We start from the raw sequence: 16,549 nt of genomic DNA, 5'->3' as shown, positions 1-16,549 counted from the left end.
CGGGCCATAAGGCATTTACCATGTAGTGCAGCCACTAGTTTACTGGTTTTTTATCCAAATGAGCATAATATTTCTCGAGAGAAGATAACCGCCGAGTAAGCGCTTCCATATAATACCGGCCTGACGTAGCACGATACGTTGAATTTGGCAGGGGACGGCGACAAATAAAAACGAATTATTACCGACGCGGCCGAAACAGTTTTTCGTTAAGCCAGCGACAGGTAGATAAGCCCCAGGCCGGGCTGAAAAATTTTTATATCCGATGGGAGAACTAATAGCTTAAGGGATCTGCTTAAAATGGCTTCGATTCGTGCCCACAAGGATTCGAACACGCTCATCATCATGAAGAATTCAAGCTACGCCAGGCCTATCACCCACCGCATAAACCTCATCCTGGGCATGAACGCCCGGTGCATGGAGCAGGTGGCCATCGACGGCGACCTGGAGCTTGGAAAGAACGCCCAGGTGACGGGCAGCGTGAGGGCGAGGAACGTCATCCTGGGGCCGGGCTCCGTGGTCTATGGGGATGTCACCGCATACGGGGACCTCAAGGCGCTGGACAACGCCAGCGTTATCGGCCACGTGGCGGTCCAGGGCGGCGCGTTCGTCCGCCCGGGCGTGAGGTTCGGCTCCCTCGACGTCGGCGGCCTCATCGAGATCCAGGGCAGGCCCCCCTCGAAGCACATCCAGGGCAAGATGGTCGTGAATGACGACATGGACTACCCCGAGCTGAAGAAGATGGGCGCCGAGGCGATAAAAAAGGCAGAGCCCGGGAAGGGGCACGTGGTCCAGCCTCCGAAGTCGCCCGGGAAGGCAGAGCCGGAGAAGGCCGCTGATAAGGTTAAGCCGGCGGCAAAGGGAAAGCAGACTCAGGCGCAGAAGAAGGGAAAGAAAAAGGCTCCCGAAGAGGAAAAGCCGAAGAAGAAGGGCTTTTTCGGGCTTTTCAAATAGTCGGCGAGATCATATCCCGGGCGAGCACGGCCTGCCCGAACGACACGCCGCCATCGCCGCACGGCAACTTATGGTTCGTGACGAATTTTAGGCCCTCGCTTTTTACGTAATCTTCGATAGTCCGGCCGATGGCCGCGTTGACCGCCACTCCGCCGCTGAGCCCCACGACGGGGGCGCCGCTCTTTTTAGCCGCCCGGCAGGCCTGCTCGGCGAAGGCCCTGGCAAGCGAGACCTGGGCCGAGGCCGCGATATCGTGCCTGTTCTTCCCCTCGTCCATGGCGTCCACGACGGCCCTCAGCAGGCTCCGGGAGTCCACCACGTTCCTGCCGTCCATCCTTATGATGTCGCAGGGCAGATCGACCTTGTTAGCATCACCGGGGAAGGCGAAGCTTTCGAGTTTCATGGCCGGCTCTCCCTCGTAGGTGCGCCTGTAGCACACGCCCAGCAGGGCGGCCACAGAGTCCAGGACCCGGCCCGCGCTGGACGAGTAGGCCACGTTGACCTTGCGCTCGACCTGCTTCAGGATGACCTGCGCCTCGGTCGGCCCCATGTTCGCCTCCATGATCCTGAGAAGCCGGCCTTCGTCGACGCTGCCGTATAGGATCCCCGCAACCATGCGCATCGGGAACTTCGTGGCCAGGTCCCCGCCGGGCATGGGCACTGGCAATAATCCCGCGGGGTGCGCTCCGCCGTGGAATATCTCCCCGCCCCACACGGTGCCGTCCTCGCCGTATCCCACGCCGTCCATGGCCACGCCCACGACGTCCTCGAGCTCCACGCCCTCCACGACCAGGGAGCCGATGTGGGCCCGGTGATGCTGGACCGTGACGACGTCGGCCTTGAACTGCTGCGCCAGCTCCCTGCCCAGCCGGGACGAGAGGAAGGACGGGTGCATGTCGGTGACCACGATCTCGGGGGTCACCTTGGTCATCTTGAGCAGCCTGTCCACCGTTTCGCGTAAAAAGTCCAGGGCCAGAGGGTTATTGATGTGGCCCAGGTGGTGGGACGTGTAACAGAGATTATCCTTGTATATGGATACGGAGGAGTTCAGCTCGGGGCCCATGGCCAGGATCGCCTTCGGCGAGCTCTTTTTCATGGGGAACATGGCGGGTGCATAGCCCCGGGCCATGCGCGTGAAGAACATGCCGTCGTTATAGCGGAGCACAGAGTCGTCGCACCTGTTCAGGATACGGCGGTCGTGCAACAGGTAATAGTCGGCGATACCTTTGAGGCGCCGGAAGGCCTCCTCGTTGTCCTTGACCATGGGCTCGGACGGGAGGTTGGCGCTAGTCATGATCAGAGGCTCGCCGATATCCTTGAAGAGTAAGTGGTGGAAGCCCGTGTACGGGGTCATGAAGCCCACCGTGTGCAGGCCCGGGGCGACCGACTCGGGCACGCCGTGCTTCCGTCTTAATAGTACGATGGGCCGCTGCATAGAATCCAGCAGTCCCCGCTCGCCCTCGTTGACGTGAGCGTACTTCTCTATGACTGGAAGGGGCGCCATGAGGGCGAAGGGCTGCTCGGGCCGGTTCCGGCGCTGCCTCAGCAGAGGGGTCACGTCCATCTTGCAGCATAAATGGAAACCGCCAACGCCCTTGATGGCAAGTATCCTGCCCTCGTTCAGGAGCCGGATGGTCTCCTCGACCGGCGGCGCCAGGGGCTTGCGGTCCTCTCCGTATAAGTATAGCCGGGGCCCGCACTTCGGGCAGGAGAATCCCTGTGCATGATAGCGCCTATTCTTCGGATCCTTATAGTCCCGGAGGCAGTCCTCGCAGAAGGGGAAGTCCGTCATCGTGGTGTTGTCCCTGTCGTAGGGCAGGGTGTCCATGATGGCGTACCGGGGGCCGCAGTCCACGCACGAGGCCGCCCAGTAGTCCTTGAACCGGGACTCGCCCCGCATGTCCTCCAGGCAATTATTACAGATGCCGGTGTCGGGCGGGATGAAACCCCCGAAGCCCGACGCCGAGCTTTTCTCTATGCGAAAGTCACGGTAGTCTCCGCTATACGGCTCCTCCGATACGTCAAGCGAGTCGATCCTCGACAGCTTTGGCCCGCGCCTCATGCCCTCCACGAAGGCGTCCACATCGGCGTCCTTCCCCTCGGCCACGACCTCGACGCTCGTGCCCAGGTTCTTGACATGGCCGGACAAAGAATGAGCGACGGCAAGATTGTGAACAAAGGGGCGGAACCCCACGCCCTGGACAATGCCACGGGCCAAAATTCTCACTTTTTTCATAAATCTTTCAAAAAGTTTATTGCCGATTTGTGATATATTTTTCTATCAAAGTTATTTACTTAGAGGCCTAACTATTAATGGTGCTAATCATAATAGAGTATATGCCGGGAGTATAATTTTCGATGGAGCCGACCGTAAAGAGGACCAAGATCATTAACGATCCAGCCGACCTGGTGCCGCTGCTGCAGGTATTCAACTCGAAGCTGCACTCCCAGGTGTTCAACGAGATATCAGCGGGCTGGAAGACGGAGGAGGAACTCCAGGAGATCACCGGCAAGGACGTCAGCAAGAGCCTGGACGCGCTGAAGCAGGGCGGCCTCATCGAGAGCCGGTGGAGGATGCCCGAGCCCGGCGAGTCCCCGGTGCTCGAGTACCGGACGTCGTACAACGAGGTCCGCGCCAACTTCCAGTGCACGATGAAGGAGCTGAGCGAGCTCATCATGATCGCGTTCTCCATGGACGAGAGCTTACGCCAGATGGCTGAGAAGATGGAGAAGGAGATCGAGGGCGGCAACGCCTCCCTGGTGAACCTTTCCAGGATCTTCGAGCGCAGCCCCACCTTTTTGAAGGGCGTGGCCAAGCGTTCCCATAACATCGTGGTCAAGGGCCAGCGGCTGGAGATCACCCGGGAACGATAGGTATGGTGCTGGAGAAGAAGAGCGAGATCACGAGGTTCCAGATCTTAGTGGAGACCGCGGCCAGCCAGCCCCAGATCAAGCAGAGCGAGATCGCCGCATCGCTGGGCATCACGCCCCAGGCGGTGTCCGAGTACATCAAGAGCCTGATCGAGGACGGCTTAATTACTTCGAGCGGCCGGGGCCGTTACAAGGTCACGCCCCTGGGCGTGGAGGCCATCATCTCGGGCGCAAAAGAGCTCCAGGACTACTCGAAGTACGTGCTGAGCAACGTCGTGGGCCAGGTGAGCGTGTGGCCGGCCATCGCCGCCTCCGACTTAAAGAAAGGGTCCGATGTGAGGCTTTTCATGGATGGCGGCGTCCTGTACGCCGGCACCGGCGCCGACGGCGCCGTCGGTGTGGCGGTCGGCGATGCCCGGGAGGGCGAGGACGTCGGAGTGAAGGACCTCAAGGGGCTGATCTCGCTTAACAGGGAGAGCGTCCGCATCCTCAAGGTGCCCTCTGTCGAGGGCGGCGGCTCGAGGTCGTGCGATATCCCGCGGCTGAAGCGCGAGCTGGAGGGCCTGGTCGGCGCCGCGGGCATCGAGGCCCTGGCGGCGCTCCACAAGGCGGGCGTGAAGCCTGACGTGCAGTTCGCCGCCGTCGAGGCTCTCGCGGAGGCCGCCGTGAAGGGCGTGAGGGGCACGCTGGTAATTACGGCAGACATGGCGCCGCAGGCGATACAAAAGCTCGAGGCGGCCGGGGTCGCGTACACCGTCGCCGATGCCGGCCTTCGATAAAGGGGCTCTAAGCTCCATAAGAAGGCACGAGTGGCTGAAATCGTTTTAGAGCATGCTTATCCAGCTTAGTGTGGCTTAGTCCAGCTTCTTCAGGGCCAGCTTTAGTTTTCGAAGGTGCTCGGGGCAGTACAGGTCCTCGAGCTTCAGGCCGGGGAACTTCTCGTCGACCAGGGCGCCCATGCAGGCGCTGCAGGTGCCCACCACGTAGACGCCGCACTCCGAGTTGATGCAGCGGCCCGGGTTATCGCAGTGGCCGAAGTCGCCCGTGAAAAGCTCGTAGAGCTCGTGCAGGGTGACGGCGAGCAGGTAGGCGTCCAGGCTGCTCTTTCCGTAGCACTCCTCGTCTACGGGCTCGACGCTCTCGGGGACGCCGATGAATGTCAGCTTTTTGTACGGTATATTAACGCCGGTCACGTCCACGTCCTTTCGCCAGCCGTACGATACGTCGGCCGTATCGACGAAGATGATCCGCACGCGGCCCCGGGGGTCGCTGGAAAGCTGGCCATAGAAGAAACGCTTTATGGGGTTTTTGCCCTTGGGCTTCAGGGAGGGGTCGACGTCGAGCTCCATGCCGAAAAGCGACTTAAGAGACTCCCGGAGCATAGGAAAATCCCGGTTCGTGACCGCTCGTAGCATGATAATACCATAAGAATGGACTGATATTAAAGCATAAGCTAAAAAAGATAATGAAAGGAAGTTACTTCTTCTTCGGAGCAGCCTTCTTCGCAGCGGCCTTCTTCGCACCGGCCTTCGGCTTGGTCGAGCATCCACAGGATTTACACATGGCGTTTCACCTCCGGCGCCCTTGATTAAAAAAATCGTAATATCTTCTCTCTTAAATATTTATTCCTCAAGCCCATGGCGAAGAATAAGGATTTATATATGCATGTGTAAAGTCACGTCCCGTCAATGTCATTGATCATCGTCGTCACGCCGTACAAGAGGGACGATTTCAAGGTCTACCCCATCCGGGACGAGGGGAGCCCCCTCTTCGTCGGCGTGCTATCGCTTCAAAGGACCGACAAGGGCATGCGCCCGCTGAGGATCAGGGTCGTCCGGGAAAAGGAGGACGAGTACCTGCCGGTCCCCTCCTTTGTGGACCTGCTCAAGGCGGCTTCGGCCATCATGGCCGCGTCCATGGACCCCGCCCGGGAGGCGGCGCTCGACAGCATGCTCGAGGCCTACCAGCTCGGCTCCAATAAGGTGAACGTGTGCCGGTTCTGCCTCCTGGAGGACCGGATCACGTTCAAGAGGCCCGACATGGTCCGCTACAAGGACGAGCTGATCTGCATGGACTGCGCTAAGAAGGAATTGAAACGGGAGGTCTCGTATAAGGGCCGTATCACGAAGGCGGGCCTGGACCGGCTGGAGTCGCTGCTGGTAAAAACGAAGGACCTTGGCCGGATCATCGCGCTGCTGACCCCGTCCAACCTGCCCCCGGAGCTCACTCGCTTTGACATCATACCCGCGTCGCCGGACCGGGTGAAGGCCGTCAGGGTCGGCGACCTCGACCTGGAACCCCGGCTCAAGCAGGCCCTCAGCATGGACGAGCTCCTGCCCGTGCAGGCGAAGTCGGTGCAGGCGGGGCTGCTGAAGGGCGAGAGCCAGCTCGTCGTCTCGGCCACGGCCACGGGCAAGACCCTCATCGGCGAGATGGCGGGCGTGAACAACCTCCTGAGGGGAAAGGGCAAAATGCTCTTCCTTGTGCCCCTTGTGGCTCTCGCCAACCAGAAGTACGAGCAGTTCAAGAAACGCTACGGCCAGCTGGCGAAAGTGAGCATTCGCGTGGGCACGTCACGGATAGCCCTGAACAGCCTGAAGATGAACGTGAACCTGGGCTCGGACATCATCGTGGGCACGTACGAGGCGCTGGACTTCGTCCTGAGGAAGGGCGAGCGAGGCCCGGGAGTCGAGCCTTTGAAGAATATCGGCACCGTGGTCATCGACGAGGTGCACATGCTGGAGGACGAGGAGAGGGGCCACCGGCTTGACGGCATGATCGCCAGGCTGCGGGCCTGCGCCCCGGGCGCCCAGTTCATCTTCCTGTCGGCCACCATCGGCAACCCGAAGGAGATCGCTAAACACCTCCACGCCCGGCTCGTGGAGTACGAGCACCGCCCGGTGCCCCTGGAGAGACACCTCATCTTCGCGGGGGCCCACGAGAAGAACAGGCTCATCGAGGAGTACGCCACCCGCGAGTACTCGAAAACGTCTTCGAAGGGTTTCCACGGGCAGACCATCGTCTTCACGAACTCACGAAAAAAGTGCCACCAGATCAGCCAGTCCCTTCGCATCCAGTCCGCCCCGTACCACGCCGGGCTTACGTACGTACAGAGGAAGAGCGTGGAGGACAGGTTCGGTAAGGGCGAGCTGAAGGTGGTCGTGACCACGGCGGCGCTGGCCGCGGGCGTGGATTTCCCCGCCTCCCAGGTGATATTCGAGTCCCTGACCATGGGCCGGGAGTGGCTGTCCGTGAGCGAGTTCCAGCAGATGCAGGGCCGTGCCGGCAGGCCGGACTACCACGACCTTGGCAGGGTGGTCATCCTTGCGGACCCGGAGTTCGACCTCTCGGGCGAGACCGAGGAGGAGGTGGCCTTCCGCATCCTGGGCGGCGGCGCCGAGCACGTGAACGTCCTTTATGACGAGCCTGAGCAGATGGAGGAGTGCCTGGCCAACGCCTGCATCGCCTCCACGGAGGCCGACATACGCCGCACGAACGAGGCCACGCTGGGCATCTCCAGCGACACGAAGTACCTCATCGACAGGTGCGTGGATAAGGGCCTGATGATAAGAGAGAACGGCCGTGTGCGGAACACGCCCCTGGGCAGGGCCATCGCCACCCACTTCCTCAAGGTGGAGGACGCCTTTTTAATCCGTGACCGCGTGTACAAGAAGGCCCGGCCCCTTGACATCGCCGTGGAGCTAGAGCCCTTCGACGCCGCGTACTTCAGGAACGCCGAGAGGCTGTCCAGGATACTCGGGGTGAACGTGCCCTCCAGGGCCTTCAGCCCGGCGAGCCTGGACATCGTGTTCTCCGGCGAATCAATAGCCAAGATGGACCGGAGCCTCCAGGCCCAGTTCACGGACTTCGCCCGTGAGTTTCTGGACTGCGTCTGCGAGGACGCCCCGTTCTGCGGGTGCCCGGAGCGCAAGTTCAGCAAAAAGATCGTGGAATACCGGCTCCAGGGCAAGGACCCCCGGGGCATCTCCAGGGCCATTGCGGCCGACTACGACCTGAGCGCCTTCGACGGGGACATTTTAGGCTATCTGGACCGGCTGACCCGGAACCTGGACGCCATCGGGGAGATCGCCCGGATCCTCAACAAGCACGAAGCAGCCCGGGACGCGAAAGCCCTGGCCCAGCAGATCGAGGACGCAGAGTAGAAATACCGGGAAGGCCATAAGACTCTTTTATCATGTCGATAGTGAAGAGCCGGCTCAGGCTTTACCTGAATACTGACGTCATCCTTAGCCTGCTTACGAACGAGTCGGGGAAGGGGGAGAACGTTGCGAAGCTCCTCTACCAGGCGGCCGACGGCAAGTACCAGGTGCTGGTTTCCGAGCACACTGCCTACGAGCTGCTGAGGCTCGGGGTGCCGATGGAGTACGTCAACCAGGTGCTGCGCCCCTTACTGTTGTTGAACGGCAGCGACGTCCTGGTGGCCAACTCTGACATCATGCGCTCGGCCGAGCGTACCATGCGGCAGTACGAGATGCCCTTCATGCGCGCCCTTCACGTGGTGTTCGCCCAGAGGAATAACTCGCTCGTGCTCACCCGTGACATCGACTTCACCAACAGCGCCCGCGCTCTGGTGGGCATCATGACGCCCGAGGATCTTTTATAAGCTTCACAAAAATATTTATGGATGCAATAGACTTCTCAGCCACTAAGCTACTCAAAGCGTGCCTGAAGCGACACGAAGATATAATTAAATCATTTTTAATATCTTAGAGAACTTTGAGCCAACTTTGTGTCGCTTTGAGGCTGGAAAAGTCCTCGTGCAGCTTAACCTTTTTCCGAGGGCCTTGTACAAATCGCGTAAAATAGAAGAGATTATAGGTTCAGCTTCTTCAGCTCATCCAGGTACAGCTGAACGGCCTTATCCTCGTCGCCGCCGGCCTTTGCGAGAAACTCCTTCCAGACCGCCTCCTCCATCGCGGGGACGGAGGGCGCGCCCTTTAAAGCGTCCTTCAGGGCCCCCTTCTGGTAGTCAACGAGCTGCTTCTGGAGCGCGGCGATGGCGTCCTTGCGGTCAGAGTACTGGCCTTTCTTCATGGCGGCGTCGATCTCCGCCTGGATGTCGATCTTCTCCTCGCTCATCGTAATAGTTTGCAATGGCGCGAGAGCATAAAAAGTTATCGTTCGAAAAGCGGATATACGGCCGCGTCGACGGGCGTGCGGCCCAAAAATTTTAAATACCTTATTGTATAGCATTGATTCAAGGGTTCATATGACATACGTAGACGATGACGACATTGACGACATGGAAGCCGGCGACACTGACGAGATAAGCAGAGACGAGGCGGGCAGGTGCGACGAGTGCGGCCTCAAGGTGAAGAAGGAGGACGCCCTGCAGTGCCACATGTGCTCAGCAGTCTACCACCGGTGGTGCGCCGGAGCCGAATGCAACGTCTGCAAGACGCCCATGGAGGTTAAGGCCGTTACGAAGGCCGCCCCCAGGAGCGAGAAGCCCCGGAAGAGAACAAAGAGATAATGGCGGCTTCCAGGAGTCGCCTCACCTAATTTTTATACGACCTGCACCTTCTCCAGGATCATGCCCTCGACGAACATGATCGGGTCCCTCAGCGACTCTTTGATCGCAGCGTCCAGCTTCCATTCCTTATCGGCGTAAATGGTGAACAGGCCGTCGCCCTTCTTCACGTACTCGCCCTTCTTCTTGTGGATGAGTATGCCGGCGCCCTTGTCGTGGGGCGCGCCGGCGATGCGGCACACGGCCACGAGGCGCTTGTTGTATATCTCGAGCACGTAGCCGTCCTGCGGGGAGAGCACGGTCGCGACCTTGTCGCCCACCGGGACCTGCTCGGACGTGACGTTCGGGTCGCCGCCCTGGACCTCGATGATCTCCTTGAACTTTTTAAGCGCTTTGCCGCTCTTCACGATCTCGGCGGCCATCTTCTGGCCCTCGCCCTTCGCGGACACGCCGCCCATCTCCAGCATCATGCCCGAGATGGCGATGGTCTTCTCCATGAAGCTCGTGGGGCCCTCGTACTTCTCGAGCATGGCCATGGCCTCCCTGACCTCCAGGCCCCCGCCGATGGTCCTGCCGATGGGGGAGCCGCCGTACGTGATGGCGCACTCCACGCGCATCTTCAGCCTGTCCCCCAGATCGATGAAGTCCCTGGCCAGCTTCCTGGCCTCCTGGATGGTGGGGATCTTGGACTCGTTGCCCATGGGGATGTCCAGCACCATGGTGTCCGCGCCCACGGCGTACTTCTTGGCCATGACGGAGGCGATGAGCTGCGATTTCGGGTCGATGGAGAGCGGGTACTCGACGCTTATTATCTTATCGTCCGCGGGGGCGATGTTCGTCGCGCCGCCCCACACGATGCAGCCGCCCACCTTCGTGGTCATCTTCTTGACGTCCTCGGCGCTGAAGCTCACGGGCGCCAGGATCTCCATCAGGTCGGCGCTGCCGCCGGCGCCGGTGATGGCCCGGCTGCTCGTCTTCGGTATTAGCAGGCCCGCGGCCGCGATGATGGGCACCACGCACAGCGTGATCTTGTTGCCGGGCACGCCGCCGATGCTGTGGTGGTCCATGACCGGGTGCGTGTCGAACGAGATCTGGTCGCCCGTCTTGACCATGGCCCTGGTCATCCACTCGATCTCGTCGGCGTCCATGCCGTAGATGTAAGAGGCCGTGACGAAGGCCGTAAGCTCCACCTCGGTGAGGTTGCCGTCGACGATGTCCGCGATGATGTCGTGCAGCTCCTCGTTAGTAAGCTTCTGCCTGTCCATTTTTTTCTTTATGGACGAGACCGAGCTTGGCTTGCTCGCGGGCAGCACGTCGACCACCTCGTCTGGCACCGCCTTGAGCGCCTCCCATGCCTCCCGGTATATTCCCAGCCTGCCCTGGGGAACGATGGCGTCCGTCGTCTCCACGACGGCGGTGATCGTGTCCCTGTTCTTGACCTGCACGCGGTCCCCGGCGTGTATTCCCAGCTCGTCCGCGTCCAGCGCGTTGACGATGATCTCGTATCGCCCTACCTCGATGTCATATGGCTGTGCCTTTAGCTTCATTGCCTTACCTCGTTATTATCCTTAGAATAAGCCCTGTTCTTTATACCATAAGTCCTGAAAGCAAATATACTTTTTTTCGGTTCCCCATTCGTGTTTTTCCCTCATCTCAGGCCCCCAACTGAAAATCATAATTATCTCCCTTTGTGATTAAAACCGTCCAATAAGGTTCATTAACTAATTATATAGCATATAAAACCTTTATACATTAAACAGAACTTAATTGAACTTTAATTAACTAATAGAACGCTAAATATGCTTATTTACTAAGGGCACCTATTGAGTGTTGTAACTTATGCGGATGCCCCCCAAGGGCCTCGCAGGATAGGAGGTTAGCAGATTATGATCAAGAAGATTACCGTGATGTTCGTAACGCTCGTGCTACTGGCGACCATTGCGCCGGTGTCCCTCGCGGACTCGGGCGGCCAGAAACATTATAGTGGCCTGGTCGGCGCCGACTCGCCCCTGTATGGCCTGAAGGTCGGCTTCCAGAACCTCGACCTGGCCCTGACGTTCAACAACACCGAGAAGCTTAAGAAGCAGATGGACCTCGCGGACGAGAGAGTCGCCGAGTATCAGGATGCAGTGGAGGAGGAAAATATAGCTGCGATGGATGCGGCGGCAGACCAATATTCAGCGACGCTCACGGCAATGACCGAGACGAGTGAGGCCCCGGACGTCGATCAGGAAGTCTACTCGAACCTTGTGACCTTACTGTATCACCACAAGGAAGTCTTTTACCTGACTGCAGACCAAATCACGGATGAGACCCCTGATGACCTTACAGACAATCCGAAGCTCCTGGACTTGACGTACTATGTCCAGAACCGCACGGTCGAGCTCACTGAACAGATCATCAAGATGAAGAACGGCATGCCGTTCTACTACTACAACGGCGAGCAGTACTTCGTCCCGCCAGGCCAGGCGAAGAAGCTGGAGGCCGGAGTCATAGGTAACACCATCAACAATGGCAGCAAGGTGCCTCCGGGACTGGCGAAGAAGAGCTACAAGACCCCGACTCCTACCATCACAAACGGTAGTGCAGTATGGCCCTGGGACCAGATCGACTACACGTCGAGCACCAAGGGCAACGGCAAGGGGAACGGCAACGGCAACAATAAAAATAAATAAATAATCAAGTGGTATGCAAGGTACGCCCCCCGGATCACGTGGCTACGACGACCGCCTTAATATCCTCTTTAGTGCGGCGCAACGCCCGGGGGGCGCTATCCAGGCTCTCTTTCTTAGTGAATAGGCTTTCCAGAAGCCCCGGCCATTTGTTGCGTATCGACAACATCCTGTCGACGCCCTTCTCGAAGTCCCGGCGGCTGGCGCTCACAGTCCCTAGCGCGGCCTTGTTATCGAGCACCATGCTCATGTTAATGCAGTCGGTACAGAGAGCGTGGTCCTTCTTTTTTGGTGAGAGCCCTGCCAGGCACACGACGCCATTCCTGTTCACGAGCTCCATGGCCCTGAAGGCGTACGGGCTATAGCCCGTGGCCTCGACGATAATGTCGAACGGCCCGTGCTTTTCAGGCAACGTGTCCAGGGGCTCCTCGCCCACGTCTATGTACCTGGCGCCCGAGACTTCGGCCACACGGGCCTTTGGGCTCGTCCGCTCCCGTGTCGCCAGCGTGTACACATCCAGCCCCATGTCCCGGAGGATGAAGGTCGCCAGCAGGCCCAGCGGCCCCGCGCCCAGCACCAGGGCCCGCCGGGGCTCCCACAGCATGCGCTGCTGGACCCTGAGGGATTCGCGGATGCCCTTCTCAACGACGCTCAGCGGCTCGAGGAGAGAGCCTGTATCCAGCAGCTCCCGCGGGAGCTGGATCACGTAGTCCATGGACTCGGTATAATATTCGGCCATGAACCCGTGCAGGCCCTTAATGCCTCTCTCGAGATAATCGCCCGTCAGGCAGAAATCGGGCTGGTGGTTCCGGCAGTTCAGGCATCGCTCGGGGCAGGGACGGCGCACCGTGGCCACGACCACGTCCCCCGGCCGGGTGCACCGAACGCCCGCTCCCGACTCCTCCACTATGCCCACGGCCTCGTGGCCGATGACTAAAAAATCGCAGCCCTCCGGGGCTTCCCCGTACAGGCCCTCGTTAATCTCCTCGTCCGTGCCGTCGACTCCGATGCTGTGCACCCTGACCAGCACCTCGCCCGGGCCGCAGCGGGGCCTCTCCATGTCGATGACCCGTACGCTGTCTTTTTGCCCTGGCGTGCAGACGACAGCTTTCATAAATGGCGGCCGCCCTCAAATATACATAGACCGCTCTATCTCCCGGGTGCCCTTGCGCTTCAGCTCGCCCCCGATGTTCTGGTAGTACCGGATCATTTCCTCGGTCACGGAAGGCTCGGTCATCTTGAGCGCCTCCATGAAGTGCTTCCGACGGACGACAACGGCGTTCAGGTCCTCCCTCAGCGCGAGCCTCCCCGCCTTCTTGCACACGGAGGCGATGTCCGCGCCCGTGTAGTTGTCCGACCGGTCCACCAGCTCGTTGAGGATGACGTCCTCCGCCACGGGCATGCGCTTCATGTGGACCTTGAATATCTCCCTCTTCGCCCCCCGGTCGGGAACGGGCACGAGGATGATCTCGTCGAACCTGCCGGGCCTGAGGAGCGCCGGGTCTATGATATCAGGCCTGTTTGTGGCGCCTATGACGATGACTCCCCTGAGCTCTTCAAGGCCGTCCAGCTCGGATAACAGCTGGTTCACGATACGCTCGGTCACTCTCGGCTCGCCCGCGGCGCTGCCCCTCACGGGGGCGAGCGCGTCCAGCTCATCCAGGAAAACGATGGCGGGCGCCACCTGGCGGGCCTTTTTAAATACCTCGCTGATGTGCTTCTCGGACTCGCCGTACCATTTCGATAACAGGTCGCTGCCCTTGGCCGTGATGAAGTTCGCCTGGCTCTCGTTGGCGATGGCCTTGGCCAGGAGCGTCTTGCCGGTGCCCGGAGGGCCGTAGAGCAGCACGCCCTTCGGCGCCTCCACGCCCACTCGCCTGAACGAGTCGGCGTAGCGCAGAGGCCACTCCACCGCTTCGCGTAACAGCATCTTGACCTGGGAGAGCCCCCCTATGTCCTCCCAGGTCACGTTCGGCACCTCGATCATGATCTCCCTGAGCGCCGAAGGCTGAATGATCTTCAATGCCTCCTCGAAGTCGTGCCTGGTGACCCTGAGCCGCTCGAATATTTCCCTCGGCAGGGCCTTATCCGTCATGTCGATGTTCGGCAGGACCCGCCGCAGCACGTTCATGGCCGCCTCCTTGCAGAGGGCCGCGATGTCCGCGCCCACGAACCCGTATGTCCGGTCCGACATCTCGTCCAGGTCGACATCGGGCGTGAGCGGCATGCTCCTCGTGTGGATCTGGAATATCTCCTTCCTGCCCGTCTTGTCGGGCACCCGGAGCTCGATCTCCCGGTCGAACCGCCCGGGCCTCCTCAGCGCGTTGTCGATCGCTTCCGGCCGGTTGGTGGCGCCTATCACGATAACGTTCTTTCTCGTCTTCAGCCCGTCCATGAGCGACAGCAGCTGGGCCACGACCCGGCGCTCCACCTCGCCCGTCACTTCGGCCCGCTTAGTCGCGATAGAGTCCAGCTCGTCGATGAAGATTATGGCTGGGGTGTTGTTCTCCGCCTCCTTGAACACGTCCCGGAGGTGCTGCTCCGACTCGCCGTAGTACTTGGACATGATCTCCGGGCCGTTGATGGAGGTGAAGTACGCGTCGGACTCGTTGGCCACGGCCTTGGCCAGCAGCGTCTTGCCCGTGCCTGGCGGGCCCAGGATGAGCACTCCCCTGGGCGGGTCGATGCCCAGCCGCTGGAACAGCTCCGGGTATTTCAACGGCAGCTCGATCATCTCCCTTATCTTGACAATGGCATCCCTTATCCCGCCCAGGTCCTCGTACGTGACCTCGGGCACCTCGTCCTTCACGACCTCGGTCGCCTCAGGCAATAGCTGTATTTCCGTCACCTCCGTTATCTTGACCACGCCGGCCGGCACGGTCGACGCGATCGCCAGCTTCACCTCGCCCAGCCCGAACGAGGGGCTCGAAAAAAAATCCCTGAAGAACTCCTCGAACATCAGGTTCGAGTTATATGATTGAGACGGGGGAGTATACGTTGATGTGGACACGATGTCCCCCTGGCACACGGGCCTGTTCAGGAATGACGCCTGCAGGCTTTCGGGCGACGCGTAGATGCGGATGCCCTTCTGGACGGGCATGAGCACGACCTTCTTCGCCTCGGTCCACTTAGCCTTCGCCACCTCGACGTGGTCGCCGAGGGTCGTGCCGGCATTGTGCCTCACGATGCCGTCGATGCGGACGATGTCCAGGTGCATGTCCGAAGGAAAGGCGCTGCCCACGATGGCGGCCGTGCTCCTTCGGCCGCTGATCTGGACGATGTCGCCGTAGGACACGCCTATCTCCTTGATATGGCGCTCGTTGATGCGGGCGATCCCCCTTCCGACCTCCCGCTTATCGGCCTCCGCCACTTTCAGCCGGACCCTGGCCTTATCTTCTTTCTGCACAGCCATCGATAATCCTCAAAGTATCTGTATATAAATATGAATATATTTACAATTAGGATTTTAAGTTATAATATAAAGCTGAAATCGGTGGATTTAGCGGCCTGCGCCGGGCGGATAAAAAAATAGATGGCGGATATCGTTACTTTATCTTTACGCCGTTATAGCTCCTGAGCAGGTCCACGACCTCGCAAAGCTTCTGCTTTGCCTCGGAGTCCGGGTACCCGGCAAGCACCCTGTCAATTTTCGCGATGCGCTCCTCGACCTGCCTCATGCAGAGGTCGACGGCCTCCTGGACGGACATGGTCTGCGCGTACACCATGGGGAGTATGAATGACTGCAGGGCTGACTTCTTGTGCTCGTCGTCGATCTGCGTGTACTCGATGAGGTCGTCCACGATCTGGTAGGCGATGCCGAACTCCATGCCCATGAGCCTGCAGAGCTCTGCGTGTTTTTCGTCCGCGCCGGCGATGCGCGCGCCCATCTCGAACGAGGACTCGAACATGATCGCCGTCTTCTTCCTGACGCACTCGACGTAGTCTGCCTCGGTGGGCTTGTACTTCCGGGACTTCACGTCGAGAAGCTCGCCCTCCGCCATGTAGAGCCCGGCCTTGCTGAAAGCGAGGATGGTCTTCTCGTCATACTTCGACATGAGCATCATGGCCCGGGAGATGAGATAATCGCCACTCACCATCGCCAGGAACATCCCGAACTTCTCGTGGGACGTGTCCTCGCCGCGCCTCTTGAGGCCTTCGTCGACGATGTCGTCCTGGATGAGGGACGCCGTGTGTATGCACTCCATGGCGAGCGCCGCGTCCGTTGCGTCGTCCGCGCGGCCCCCGTTCATCTCGGCAAGGAGCAGCACGCTGACCGGCCTGAGCCGCTTGCCCGCCGTCTTGAGCGAGTGCGCTATGCTCATCCTTATTTCGGGTAGCTCGACCGCGCTGATGATCCTGTCTATGCCGGCGTTAACCGCCTTGACCTCGTTCCAGTCCTGCATCGCTAAACATCCTTCGATTACCATTGCGTCAGGGTAATATGTGCTGTATATTGTCTGACTGGATAAAATAATTTCCGTTGGCACGGAAAATGGCCTTTTCTGGGGCGTACCAAAAGCTTTAAGCGACTGCCTCGCATTTAAAATCTTAGTTAGGTAAGGGA

At 59.7% G+C, this 16,549-nt stretch carries 14 protein-coding genes; 7 read left to right on the top strand and 7 right to left on the bottom strand.

What is annotated here, in order from left to right; all coding sequences use genetic code 11:
* Positions 1-297: 297 nt before the first annotated feature.
* Positions 298-951 (top strand): hypothetical protein, encoded by a 654-nt coding sequence (locus MCP_RS15905; protein WP_012898821.1) that lies wholly within the window; start codon positions 298-300, stop codon positions 949-951.
* Here MCP_RS15905 and hypF read toward each other — a convergent pair.
* Positions 944-3,178: a carbamoyltransferase HypF gene (gene hypF, locus MCP_RS00355; protein ID WP_231845221.1), complete on the bottom strand. Its 2,235-nt coding sequence runs from the start codon at positions 3,176-3,178 to the stop codon at positions 944-946. The two genes, MCP_RS15905 and hypF, sit on opposite strands and share 8 nt — an antisense overlap.
* Before the next feature lie 131 nt (positions 3,179-3,309).
* Between hypF and MCP_RS00350 the strand changes: the two genes are divergently transcribed.
* Together MCP_RS00350 and MCP_RS00345 are read left to right on the top strand one after the other, a co-directional pair.
* A complete protein-coding gene (locus MCP_RS00350; protein ID WP_012898819.1) occupies positions 3,310-3,825 on the top strand; it encodes an ArsR family transcriptional regulator in 516 nt (171 codons plus the stop codon).
* Positions 3,826-3,827: 2 nt separating this feature from the next.
* Complete coding sequence (locus tag MCP_RS00345; RefSeq protein WP_012898818.1) at positions 3,828-4,601, top strand: winged helix-turn-helix transcriptional regulator; 774 nt, start codon at positions 3,828-3,830, stop codon at positions 4,599-4,601.
* 75 nt (positions 4,602-4,676) lie between these two features.
* Here the strand turns inward: MCP_RS00345 and MCP_RS00340 are convergent, their stop codons facing one another.
* Positions 4,677-5,237, bottom strand: a complete 561-nt coding sequence (locus tag MCP_RS00340) for a hypothetical protein (protein ID WP_012898817.1) — start codon at positions 5,235-5,237, stop codon at positions 4,677-4,679.
* Between the two features lie 273 nt (positions 5,238-5,510).
* Between MCP_RS00340 and MCP_RS00335 the strand changes: the two genes are divergently transcribed.
* On the top strand, positions 5,511-7,985 hold the full coding sequence (locus MCP_RS00335) for a DUF5814 domain-containing protein (RefSeq protein ID WP_012898816.1): 2,475 nt from the start codon (positions 5,511-5,513) through the stop codon (positions 7,983-7,985).
* Positions 7,986-8,017: 32 nt separating this feature from the next.
* Positions 8,018-8,446, top strand: a complete 429-nt coding sequence (locus tag MCP_RS00330; RefSeq protein ID WP_012898815.1) for a type II toxin-antitoxin system VapC family toxin — start codon at positions 8,018-8,020, stop codon at positions 8,444-8,446.
* Positions 8,447-8,655: 209 nt separating this feature from the next.
* On the opposite strand, the gene MCP_RS00325 is transcribed toward MCP_RS00330, so the two are convergent.
* Complete coding sequence (locus MCP_RS00325; RefSeq protein WP_128859866.1) at positions 8,656-8,922, bottom strand: hypothetical protein; 267 nt, start codon at positions 8,920-8,922, stop codon at positions 8,656-8,658.
* A gap of 130 nt (positions 8,923-9,052) precedes the next feature.
* Between MCP_RS00325 and MCP_RS00320 the strand changes: the two genes are divergently transcribed.
* A complete protein-coding gene (locus MCP_RS00320; RefSeq protein ID WP_128859865.1) occupies positions 9,053-9,316 on the top strand; it encodes a hypothetical protein in 264 nt (87 codons plus the stop codon).
* A 32-nt stretch (positions 9,317-9,348) separates the two neighbouring features.
* On the opposite strand, the gene MCP_RS00315 is transcribed toward MCP_RS00320, so the two are convergent.
* Entirely contained in the window at positions 9,349-10,860 is a 1,512-nt protein-coding gene (locus MCP_RS00315; RefSeq protein WP_012898812.1) for an AMP phosphorylase, read from the bottom strand.
* A gap of 339 nt (positions 10,861-11,199) precedes the next feature.
* Here MCP_RS00315 and MCP_RS00310 point away from each other — a divergent pair, with 339 nt between their 5' ends.
* Positions 11,200-11,988, top strand: coding sequence for a DUF5667 domain-containing protein (locus tag MCP_RS00310; RefSeq protein WP_012898811.1), 789 nt, complete (start codon positions 11,200-11,202; stop codon positions 11,986-11,988).
* Between the two features lie 34 nt (positions 11,989-12,022).
* Here MCP_RS00310 and MCP_RS00305 read toward each other — a convergent pair whose 3' ends face one another.
* The 3 genes from MCP_RS00305 to MCP_RS00295 all read right to left on the bottom strand — a co-directional run bounded on the left by MCP_RS00305 (position 12,023) and on the right by MCP_RS00295 (position 16,388).
* Positions 12,023-13,099 carry a glucose 1-dehydrogenase gene (locus MCP_RS00305; RefSeq protein WP_012898810.1) on the bottom strand — a complete coding sequence of 359 codons (1,077 nt, stop codon included), beginning with the start codon at positions 13,097-13,099 and terminating at the stop codon, positions 12,023-12,025.
* Between the two features lie 15 nt (positions 13,100-13,114).
* Entirely contained in the window at positions 13,115-15,397 is a 2,283-nt protein-coding gene (locus MCP_RS00300) for a CDC48 family AAA ATPase (RefSeq protein WP_012898809.1), read from the bottom strand.
* A gap of 133 nt (positions 15,398-15,530) precedes the next feature.
* A complete protein-coding gene (locus MCP_RS00295; protein ID WP_012898808.1) occupies positions 15,531-16,388 on the bottom strand; it encodes a polyprenyl synthetase family protein in 858 nt (285 codons plus the stop codon).
* Positions 16,389-16,549 lie beyond the last annotated feature (161 nt).

The organism is Methanocella paludicola SANAE (assembly GCF_000011005.1).
GTDB lineage: Archaea > Halobacteriota > Methanocellia > Methanocellales > Methanocellaceae > Methanocella > Methanocella paludicola.
Note: the sequence above shows the minus strand (reverse complement) of the source record. Positions and strands in the feature narration are given on the sequence as shown.